This window comes from Sporomusa sp. (assembly GCF_057736855.1).
The window spans coordinates 1-10,720 of record NZ_JBYKYF010000088.1 but is presented as its reverse complement, the minus strand read 5'-3'; the positions used below and the strand labels follow the sequence as shown (position 1 = coordinate 10,720).

General features: G+C 41.7%; 7 protein-coding genes. 1 reads left to right on the top strand and 6 read right to left on the bottom strand.

Annotation, left to right across the window (positions count from 1 at the left end):
- Window positions 1–91 precede the first annotated feature (91 nt).
- The 6 genes from AC29Z1_RS07745 to AC29Z1_RS07720 form a co-directional block, all read right to left on the bottom strand.
- Window positions 92–1,756: an ABC transporter permease gene (locus AC29Z1_RS07745; RefSeq protein WP_488270884.1), complete on the bottom strand. Its 1,665-nt coding sequence runs from the start codon at window positions 1,754–1,756 to the stop codon at window positions 92–94.
- Window positions 1,753–2,850, bottom strand: coding sequence for an ABC transporter ATP-binding protein (locus AC29Z1_RS07740; protein WP_488270883.1), 1,098 nt, complete (start codon window positions 2,848–2,850; stop codon window positions 1,753–1,755). The genes AC29Z1_RS07745 and AC29Z1_RS07740 overlap by 4 nt, the downstream gene beginning before the upstream one ends.
- Window positions 2,851–3,122: 272 nt before the next feature.
- Window positions 3,123–4,181, bottom strand: a complete 1,059-nt coding sequence (locus tag AC29Z1_RS07735; RefSeq protein WP_488270882.1) for an extracellular solute-binding protein — start codon at window positions 4,179–4,181, stop codon at window positions 3,123–3,125.
- A gap of 437 nt (window positions 4,182–4,618) precedes the next feature.
- Entirely contained in the window at window positions 4,619–5,920 is a 1,302-nt protein-coding gene (locus tag AC29Z1_RS07730) for a dicarboxylate/amino acid:cation symporter (protein ID WP_488270881.1), read from the bottom strand.
- Window positions 5,921–6,465: 545 nt separating this feature from the next.
- A complete protein-coding gene (locus tag AC29Z1_RS07725) occupies window positions 6,466–8,355 on the bottom strand; it encodes an ABC transporter ATP-binding protein (RefSeq protein WP_488270880.1) in 1,890 nt (629 codons plus the stop codon).
- Window positions 8,345–10,084, bottom strand: a complete 1,740-nt coding sequence (locus AC29Z1_RS07720; RefSeq protein ID WP_488270879.1) for an ABC transporter ATP-binding protein — start codon at window positions 10,082–10,084, stop codon at window positions 8,345–8,347. Before AC29Z1_RS07720 ends, AC29Z1_RS07725 begins: the two co-directional genes overlap by 11 nt.
- 475 nt (window positions 10,085–10,559) lie before the next feature.
- Here AC29Z1_RS07720 and AC29Z1_RS07715 point away from each other — a divergent pair, with 475 nt between their 5' ends.
- Window positions 10,560–10,637, top strand: coding sequence for a small acid-soluble spore protein P (locus tag AC29Z1_RS07715; protein ID WP_488270885.1), 78 nt, complete (start codon window positions 10,560–10,562; stop codon window positions 10,635–10,637).
- Window positions 10,638–10,720 lie beyond the last annotated feature (83 nt).

The window sequence follows — 10,720 nt, the reverse complement described above, 5'->3', positions numbered from 1 at the left end:
ATAGAAAGCCGCTTTTTGCCTTACGGCATAAAAGCGGCTTTGTCTACAATCTGACAGGGTCCCCATTATGGGAACCCTGTTAATAAACATATTACATGCTAATTTCGCGCTTACCAGTAAGCCGGTAGAATATAAGTAAGGAAATAATGGAAGTTATGGTAAGGATCGTGGAATAGGCAGATGCGTTACCATAGTTGCCGCGGATAACCTCTGTATAAATAGAAATGGTAAGCGTCTGCGTGCTATTCGTATACAAAATGATGGAAGAACTCAACTCACTGATAATCGTTACCCAGCTCATAATCGCTCCGGCTAAAACCCCTGGCATCATCATGGGTACAGTCACTTTGGCAAAGGTTTTCAATTCAGAAGCACCCAACGAAATAGCGGCTTCTTCCACACTCGGACTAATCTGACCGATGATCGCAGTACTTGAGCGTACGGTATATGGCATCCGACGAATGGAAAAGGCAATGATCATAATTAAGGCGGTCCCGCTCAGGAGAATGGGCGGATTATTAAAGGCAAACAAAAACGAAATCCCCAGTACCGAACCAGGTATGATATACGGAAACATGGTAATCGTATCCAATGTACTGTTTAATAGATTCCGCTTACGCACGGTAAGATAGGCGATGAGAATGCCAAATATTACTATGATGCTGATACTGATGATACCAAGCATGTAGGTATTCCAGATAACCTCATTGTCTTTGGCCAATAGTGTTGCCTCATAGCTCTGCAGGGCAAACCCGCCAGTAAAAACCTGGCCGCCATTGCTTTTTAAGAATGAAGTGTAAATAACCACCACTTGGGGTAAAATAGCCAGCCCTACCACCACGTAAACAAATGCATGCGCCAATACATTTTTCATACCTGTGAGCTTTTCAGCAACCATCGGTTTGAGCGCGCTCATCGCATACGTACTGCGGTTGGCCAAAAAACGTTGAGCAAAAAACATGATGAGGGTCAAAGTAATAACAATCACACATAATGCTGCAGCAAAACCGTCATCGCCGCCAACCTCACTCATAAATTGCGTGTAAATCAGCACCGGCATAGTTTTAAACCCTTCGCCAATCAGCATCGGGGTCCCGAAATCAGCGAAGACACGCATGAAAACTAACAGCGAACTAGCAAGCAGCGTAGGCATTATCAGTGGAACAATAATTTTTACTATCCGTTCCACCTTGCCGCACCCCAGGCTCTCAGCCGCCTCATTCAGTGAATTGTCAAGGTTTTTCAGAGCTCCGGATACGTACATATATACTAACGGGAACGACTGTAACGTAAATACCAGTACAATGCCGGCAAACCCGTAAATCCCGTCAAATGTGATTCCAAAAGCATCGTTGACTATATTCGTCAGTATTCCATTGCGACCAAATAATTGAATCCAGGCATAAGCACCAATGAATGGTGGTGACAGGTAGGAAATTACAATCAGAATATCTAAAAAACCACTGCCTTTGATTTTTACACTACGCATCACATAGGCCATAGGCAGCCCAATGAGCGCAGCCAGTAAAGTTGAGCAAACGGTAACCTCAAAACTATTTACCAGCGTACCCCAATAAAATTTCTTGGTAAAAAATTTCATTAAATACTCCAAGGTAAAGCTCCCGGAAAACGGGTCAACCACACTCTTGTACAGCACTAATGCCAGTGGGTAGATAATAAACAGGAGAAAAACTGCCAAAATAATCAGGCTAAACGAAGTCCATATTGAAAATTGCTTTTCACCGGCATATCTCATTTGTTTTCACCCTTAATCAATGTGGTCTTAGTCTCACCGTGGAATACATTGATCTTCTTCGCCTTTACTGCAAGTTTAACCGAAGTGCCGTCCGCGATAATTTCCGCATCGTCCCGGTCATCAATGACTTCAAATTCCAGACCATTTGGCATTTCAACAAAATAATGTATATTCAAACCCAAAAATACGCTGCTCTTAATTACTCCTGGCAGGCCTTCACCGCTTAGATGAATCTGAAACTCTTCCGGCCGCACGGAAACTACAACCTCTTGCCCGTCAGCTACCGTTTCGCTAATATTATCCATTTTAACACGATAACCATTAGAAAAATCTACCAAAGTCTCATTATTATCGCGGACAATCTTGGCCGCAACAAAATTAGAAAGACCAATAAACGAAGAAACAAATGTATTGGCTGGACGTTGATATATATTTTTCGGGGTATCGATTTGCTGAATAACGCCGTTATGCATAACCGCAATTCTGTCAGAAATAGCGAGAGCCTCTTCCTGATCATGGGTAACATATACGGTGGTCGTATTAATCTGACGCTGAATACTTTTTATGGCATTACGCATCTCTACCCGCAGCTTGGCATCCAGATTGGAAAGCGGCTCATCCATCAATAACACCTCTGGACGGATGACAATTGCCCTTGCCAAAGCCACCCGCTGCTGTTGACCGCCAGAGAGCTGCACTGGCATGCGGTCTTTTAAGTGGTCAATCTTGACAATTTTTAGAATCTCATTTACTTGTGTTTCAATCTCTTTTTCGGGAACCTTCCGCATCCTCAACCCAAATGCAACATTATCCTTCACCGACATGTGCGGAAAGATGGCATAATTTTGAAAAACCATTCCCATATTGCGTTTATTAGGTTCAATATCATTAACAATACGGCCGCCAACCTTAATATAACCGCCATCAATCGAATTAAAACCAATAATCATCCGTAAAAGCGTGGTTTTGCCACAGCCCGAAGGACCTAACAGGGTGAAAAATTCTCCTGGTTTTATATGCAAAGATAGGCCGTTTATAATCGTATCATTACCATACTTTTTTACTACATTTTCAATATCTATCGAAACGCTCATCACAATCCCTCCAAATCTAAATAATATTACTGCGAATTCTGCTATAATTGCTGCTGCATACTTATTTAAGACAAGACTTGTTTGCACCAAGTCCCATAGGACGGGCCGATGCCAACCAGATGCGTCGCGGTAGAAGGCTTAATTATTATGTCAAAAAATGTCAATAACGTGGTTATACACTCTGGCAGACAGTAAAAAGGCCATTGCGCCTCAGACTAGTCGCAATGGCCCTTCGTGTAATCACATATACTCTATCACAACTAAGAAGGCGACTACTTTATGGTTTTTTCCAGATGCTTATTCCATTTTGCAGTGATAGCATTCTTGTTATTAGCAACCCAGCCTTCGTCATAATTGTCAAAAAGCTTAATTTGGCTCATCGGAGTCATGTACGAAGCCAGTTCTACATTCTTTCTTAACGGACGAACGGTTAATTCTTTACCAGCCATTTCCTGAATTTTTTGGGACAACATATAGTCTACAAATTTCTTGGCATTTTCAGGATGTTTACAGCCTTTAATGATCTGCACCGATTCACCAGGGAAAATAGCCCCTTCTTTCGGGAATACTACCTTAACTGGCGCACCATTTTTTACATAATTTGCTGCCGGATCTTCCCAAGTTAAGCCGACAATATATTCGCCGTCAGCAACACCTTTATGTACGCCGCCTGAACTGTTAAGAATTTTTCCATCAAGATTGGCAATAAATTTATCTACAAAAGCCCAAGCCTCATCAGACATAGGATCGCCATTTTTGCCTTTAGCATACAGCATGGCCATTAGCGACTGGAAAGCAGAACTTGAATTGGCAGGATCACCAAATGCAATTTTTCCTTTGAGCGCAGGATTTAGCAGGTCATCAAAGCTCTCGATCTTGATATTACCTGCCAAATTGGTGTTAACAATAAATACTGTTGGATCAGCAAAAGCTGCTGAAAAATAACCGGTTTTGTTCTTAAAGGCATCCATCATATTGGCATCTTCCGGAGACACGTACTGCATAAACAAGTCTTTCTGAGACTCTAGCATGGTTTGGTCTGCTGCCCAAAGAATATCACCCTGCGGATTGTTTTTCTCCGAAGCAACCCGTTTTATCAGCGGGCCTGTACCTGCTACAATCACTTGAACTTTAATACCGGTATCCTTTTCGAAATTCGGAATTACAAGATTGTTCAGACTTTCGCTGCGAGCCGTATACACGGTTAATACTTTTTCTTCCTCTGTGGCTGCTTTTGATTTTTCCGCAGTATTTGAACCACAGCCAGCCAATACTGAACCCATCAAAGACATAGCCAGCACTACTGACAATGCCTTTTTGAAACCTTTCATACTCTTCCCCTCCTAGGTTAAATTAGTATAACATATTTCATTTTTATCATAACACATAAAAACAGGTTGTCTATCCGACAAAAATTAAGTAACATCTAAAATTCATAACTATTTTAACTAAAAACCGACAGGGAAGTAGGCATGGTTTATAAAAATAATGCCCCCCCTTTATGGCAACTCTCTATTCAGATTATTGCCATAAGGGAGGACTATTATACCGCTACCGACTCTTTGCGTAAAGCTATATTTATTACAATAACCAACCGAATCCAGGCTTGGTTTTAACGTTGCCTTGCCTGGCTCCATCTAGTAGGGCATACAAAAAAGCCGCCAGTCAAGCGTCTACGTCAAACCTTAGTTTCTCATCCAATCAAACACACATGCAAAACAAAAACCGCTTTCAACCTCTTGTGAGGTTTGAAAGCGGCATGAGTTTCTTACACCGATTGCTCAGTAGCGTCCTTTTCTGGCAGTCTTAGTTCATCGGCATCTTTATTCAGCATCAGCAACAATTGCTTGGCATCCAGTTCGTTCTCCCATCTTGAAATGACTACTGTTGCAACACCATTACCGATTAAGTTAGTCAGCGCCCGAGCTTCGGACATGAAGCGATCAATCCCCAGTATTAAGGCCAAGCCTGCTACGGGTATTGTCGGAATAACTGATAAAGTTGCTGCCAAGGTAATAAAGCCACTGCCTGTAACCCCTGCCGCGCCCTTCGAGGTGAGAAGCAGCACGGCTAACATCGTAAGCTGTTGCCATAACGTCAAATCGGTATTGGTAGCCTGAGCTACAAAAACAGCAGCCATTGTCAAATAAATAGAGGTGCCATCCAAATTAAAGGAATAGCCGGTAGGAATAACCAAGCCGACTACCGATTTGGAGCAGCCCAACTTCTCCATCTTATCCATCATCCTTGGCAATACACTCTCAGAAGATGACGTACCAAGTACAATTAGCAGTTCTTCCTTGATATAGCTGATGAATTTAACAATGCTAAAACCAGCCATACGAGTGATTAGCCCCAACACTACAAAGATAAACAATAAACAGGTTATATAAAAACTTCCCATAAGTTTAGCTAGCGGGATTAGCGAATCCAGACCATATTTACCAATAGTAAAGGCCATGGCACCGAAAGCGCCAATGGGGGCAACTCGCATGATGATTCCAACTATCCGAAAGAGCGCATGAGATATCTCTGTTAATACTTTCATTATATTGGCAGCTCGGTCACCCATAGCCGATACGGCAACACCAAATAGAATAGAAAATAAAAGAACTTGCAGAATATCCCCTTTGGCGAAAGCATCTACCACACTATTAGGGATGATATTCATTATAAAATCTGTCGTATTTTGCGCTTGTGCCTTAGATGCATAGGCGGCAATCGCTTTGGTATCTAGAGCAGCGATATCGGCATTCATGCCAACGCCCGGTTTTACTATATTGACAACAATTAATCCTATGATCAGGGCTAAGGTAGATACGATTTCAAAATAAATAAATGCTTTTCCACCCACACGCCCCACTTTTTTCATATCTCCCATACCTGCAATCCCTAATACAACGGTACAGAAAATAATCGGAGCGATAATCATTTTAATCAGTTTGATAAATCCGTCACCAAGCGGTTTCATACTGGCACCAACTGATGGATAAAAGTGCCCGAGGAGTACTCCAATAGTAATAGCAATTAACACTTGAACATACAGCACTTTATAAAATGGCTTTTTCACAATTGTTCCCTCCTTTTTTACTACCGGTGTAAGGGAACTACCACTTATTTTTGCAAACTAAATGGTCGACCCTTCTACCTCTTACAGCCCCGTCATAACGTCATCATGCGCTTCAGTGGCAACAATAGGTCGTTAGAATGATTGCCACGTTTTCGCTAATTACCCTTATGACTTATAGACTGCAATATGCTATAAACGATATTTTCTATAACCTATCCTCCTTTCCCAAAATAATAAGTAAATCCCATTCGTGAATCATCTATAAAATTCCTTCATCACCTTTACAATTTTCTTGATATTTTTTTTCAATATACTCCACATCGTAATTTTCCTATAATTTAGTATATTTACAGAGTACAAATATATTACTATAGTAGAATAAACTGGTCACTTTAACTGTAAAGGCAAGAACTAGACATTATGACTGTTATATTCCCTAAAAGTAGCATTTCGAAGCAAGCAGTCAATTGATAAGCTGTTGTACATTTTCCGTTAATTAAACAAAAAAACGCCAGCCAAGCGGCTGCGGCATAAACCTTAGTGTCTCACTCCAATTCAAATGCGCCAGTATAAAGTTGATAGTATTTTCCCTGTTGGGCGATTAACTCCTCATGTGTACCTCGTTCGATAATCCTCCCGTGCTCAAGCACCATGATAACATTGGAATTTTTTACGGTAGACAGCCGATGGGCAATAACAAAGACCGTTCGGCCTTGCATCAAAGCATCCATGCCTTTTTGGACAAGGGCTTCGGTCCGGGTATCGATGCTGGAAGTGGCCTCGTCCAAAATCATAACCGGAGCATCAGCAACCTCGGCTCTGGCAATTGACAGTAGCTGCCGTTGCCCTTGCGAAAGTCCTGACCCGTCTCCTGCCAATACAGTTTCATATTTCTGGGGAAGTCGGGAAATAAAACCGTCAGCATTGGCCCGCTTGGCAGCGGCATATACTTCTTCATCGGTGGCATCTAATTTGCCGTAGCGGATGTTTTCCATAACCGTCCCGGTGAACAATGTAGTATCCTGCAGGACAATGCCCAGCGAACGCCTTAAGTCACTTTTTTTGATTTTGTTAATATTGATGCCATCATAATAAATGGTTCCATCCACGATATCATAAAAGCGATTAATTAAATTGGTAATTGTAGTCTTACCTGCTCCCGTAGCTCCGACAAAAGCTACTTTTTGACCTGGTTTCGCGTATAGGCTTACATTACGCAGAATGATATTTTTGCCATCATAGCTGAAATTAACATTCTCAAAACGAACATCACCCTGTAAGGGCGTATAGGTAACTCTTCCATCACTGTGAGGATGTTTCCATGCCCAAATACCCGTTAGTTCTGTTGTTTCAACCAAAGTATCTCCTAGATATTTGGCCTTAACCAAGGTAACATAACCATCATCGGTCTCGGGCGGTTCATCCAGGAGCGCAAAAATGCGCTCTGCCCCGGCGAGTGCCATAACTACCGAATTCAGCTGCTGAGAAAGCTGGCTGATCGGCATCGTAAATGTCCTGCTTAATTGCAAAAAACTAGCAATTGCTCCCAGCGTAATATTGCCTATGTCATGAGTTGCCAGAACACCACCGATAATTGCCAGCAAAACATATTGGAGATTTCCTATATTCACCATAACAGGCATAAGAATATTGGCAAAACCGTTGGCTTTCGTAGCCTGCCGGCAAAGTTCATCATTGAGCTTATCAAATTTCTCTTTCGCTTCTTCTTCATGAGAAAATACTTTGACAACTTTTTGCCCTTGGATCATCTCTTCGATATAACCATTGATCCTGCCAAGTGCTGCTTGCTGATTCACAAAATATTTTCCGCTTTTCTCGGTTATTTTTCTGGTTATGAAAAGCATAAGCGCCAACAAAACCAACACCACTGCAGTCAAATGCAAGCTAGTAATAAGCATTGCCCAAAAAACCCCGACAATCGTGACAGCTGCGGAAAATATCTGTGGCAGACCTTGTGCAATCATTTGCCGCAAGGTATCCGTATCATTGGTATAACAACTCATAATCTCACCGTGGGTATGGGTATCAAAATAGCGTATGGGCAAACGTTGCATGTGTGAAAACATGCTATCTCTGATTTCTTTCAGAACCCCCTGCGCAACGACAACCATAAGCCGGTTATAGAATAAGGTGGCAATAACCCCAACCAGATATATTCCCCCCATACCCACAATAGCTGTTAATAACCCGGTGAATACGGGATTATCCATAGCCAGTAGCGGGGTAATATAGTCATCAATGAGTATTTCAAGGAACAACGACCCTGCAACATTGGCTGCGGCACTCAGCAAAATGGAGAGTATCACTAAAAACAAATGCACCTTATATCTGCGGGTAATATAGCTAAAAAGCCGTTTAATGGTTTTTCCCTGGGTCTTTGACGCCCCTTTACCGGGTAGTGCTTTATGAGGCATCAAGGGTTTCCTCCCCTTTTAGTTGGGATTGATAGATTTCCCGATAAATTTTATTCTTTTTTAACAATTCCTGGTGTGTGCCGACAGCATCAATTCTGCCACCGTCCATAACAATAATTTTGTCCGCATCCATTACCGAAGCAATCCGCTGGGCAATAATGAACTTGGTGGTATGAGGAATATTCTCACGAAAGGCTTTACGAATCAGCGCATCGGTTTTGGTATCCACCGCACTGGTAGAATCATCGAGAATTAAAATCTTCGGTTTTTTTAACAGGGCCCGGGCAATGCACAGGCGTTGTTTCTGACCACCGGAGATATTGGTGCCGCCTTGTTCAATATAGGTATCATATCCTTGAGGAAGAGCCTGAATAAAATCATCAGCTTGTGCCAATTTACAGGCATATACCAATTCTTCATCGGTCGCGTGCTTATTACCCCAGCGTAGATTTTCTTTTATGGTTCCGGAAAACAGCACGTTTTTTTGCAATACTACGGCAACCGCGTCTCGTAACACTTTAAGGTCGTAATTACGGACATCAACGCCTCCTACAAGTACAGCTCCGTGAGTTACATCATACAGGCGAGGGATCAATTGAATAAGCGTAGTTTTAGCACTACCTGTACCGCCGATGATCCCAACCGTTTCGCCAGCCTTTATTTCCAAATTCACATGAGCCAGACAAAGACTATCGGGATTGTTAGTATAACTAAATCCGACATCGCGAAAAGTAACATCACCATTTTTAACTTCCTTAACAGGATTATCACTAATTTCGAGATTGCCTCGCTCTGTCAATACTTCGATAATACGTTCGGCGGAAGCCCGGGAAATGGTGATCATAACAAAAACCATTGATAACATCATCAGGCTTATTAAAATTTGCGAAGCATAAGAAATCATACTCACCAGCTGCCCAGTCGTCATGGTAGCTGACACAATACTTTGGGCACCAAACCAGGAAATTAAAAGAATAGTGCTATACATAGAAAACTGCATCAACGGACTATTAAAGGCCAAAATTTTTTCGGCGGTACTAAAATCTTTATAAATGCTTGCCGAAACTGAATTGAACTTCTGCTGTTCATATTCTTCCCGGACAAAAGATTTTACCACACGGATACCTTGCAAATTTTCCAGTACCACTCTGTTTAACTTATCATAAGTCCTAAACACTTGTTCAAAAATCGGATGCGCTTTGATGATAATTATAAACAGTCCAATCCCTAAAAAAGGAATGGCAGCAAGAAAGATGAAAGAAAGTTTTGGATTCACACCAAATGCCATAAATAAAGAAAATACAAGCATAAGCGGGCCACGCACTGCAACCCGGATCATCATCTGATAGGCGTTTTGCACATTAGTCACATCTGTAGTCAAGCGCGTTATCAAACTGGCAGCAGTAAATTTATCAATGGTAAAGAAAGAAAAATTCTGTACCTTATAGTACATGTTCTGGCGAAGATTTCTGGCAAATCCGGCAGAGGCACGTGCGCTAAAAACCCCTGCTAATATTCCGAACCCTAACGCAAGCAGAGTTAAGATCATGAGCAGTGTCCCTAAGCGGATAATTACCGTCATATCCCCCAGTTCAATTCCGTAGTCAATCAACTTGGCCATAACTAACGGAATTAAGACATCCAGCATCACTTCCAAGATTACAAATATAGGGGCGAGAATGGACTCTTTCTTATACTGTCCTAAGCACTCCACTAACTGCTTAATCATATTATCCTCCATTATTTCTAGCCTGAACACCAAACCATCAGCTTGCTAATTCTTGTATGCGACATACGAATAGGTACTATTTACTACATCGTTTCAGCAGTTGTTACCATTTAAAAATTCAGCTATAAGTAACCAGTATATATCTATTATCACCTTGTAAAACAATAATATAATGACAAAGACTTAATTGGGTCAGGCATGATAAAACCAAAACCTGTCATATGTTTGTATGGGAAAAAACTACGAATCCTCACGAATTTTCCACGGATAAATCCAATTCAGGCACCATAAGTTATGTATTAGAACCGCCCCATCGCTATCTTTGATTTCACCAGTGAGCGACAAACGCAACCAAACAGACCCCCTAAAGAATTCAGCGCAAATCTATAATCGGAGGCGAGAACATGGCTAAGCCCGAAACGTATCCGGTAGATGTGCCAAATGCACATAACGCACAAAGGATAATGACAATTCTATGCCTGAACCACTTTCTGGATCTAAAAAAGTAAAAAATCGCAATCACACGGGTCAGCGCCACGGAGAAGGATCGTAAAATAAAACAAAGAGGCTTAGTAAGCCTCTCAGGCTGTCGACAAAGTATTGTCGATAGCCTTTTTATTTATTATGATTATCTGT

Bases quoted from the DNA above. Each gene is read 5' to 3' on its own strand.
- AC29Z1_RS07715 (WP_488270885.1), top strand. From the start codon at position 10,560: ATGCCTGAACCACTTTCTGGATCTAAAAAAGTAAAAAATCGCAATCAC.
- AC29Z1_RS07740 (WP_488270883.1), bottom strand. From the start codon at position 2,850: ATGAGCGTTTCGATAGATATTGAAAATGTAGTAAAAAAGTATGGTAAT.
- AC29Z1_RS07725 (WP_488270880.1), bottom strand. From the start codon at position 8,355: ATGCCTCATAAAGCACTACCCGGTAAAGGGGCGTCAAAGACCCAGGGA.
- AC29Z1_RS07720 (WP_488270879.1), bottom strand. From the start codon at position 10,084: ATGATTAAGCAGTTAGTGGAGTGCTTAGGACAGTATAAGAAAGAGTCC.
- AC29Z1_RS07745 (WP_488270884.1), bottom strand. From the start codon at position 1,756: ATGAGATATGCCGGTGAAAAGCAATTTTCAATATGGACTTCGTTTAGC.
- AC29Z1_RS07735 (WP_488270882.1), bottom strand. From the start codon at position 4,181: ATGAAAGGTTTCAAAAAGGCATTGTCAGTAGTGCTGGCTATGTCTTTG.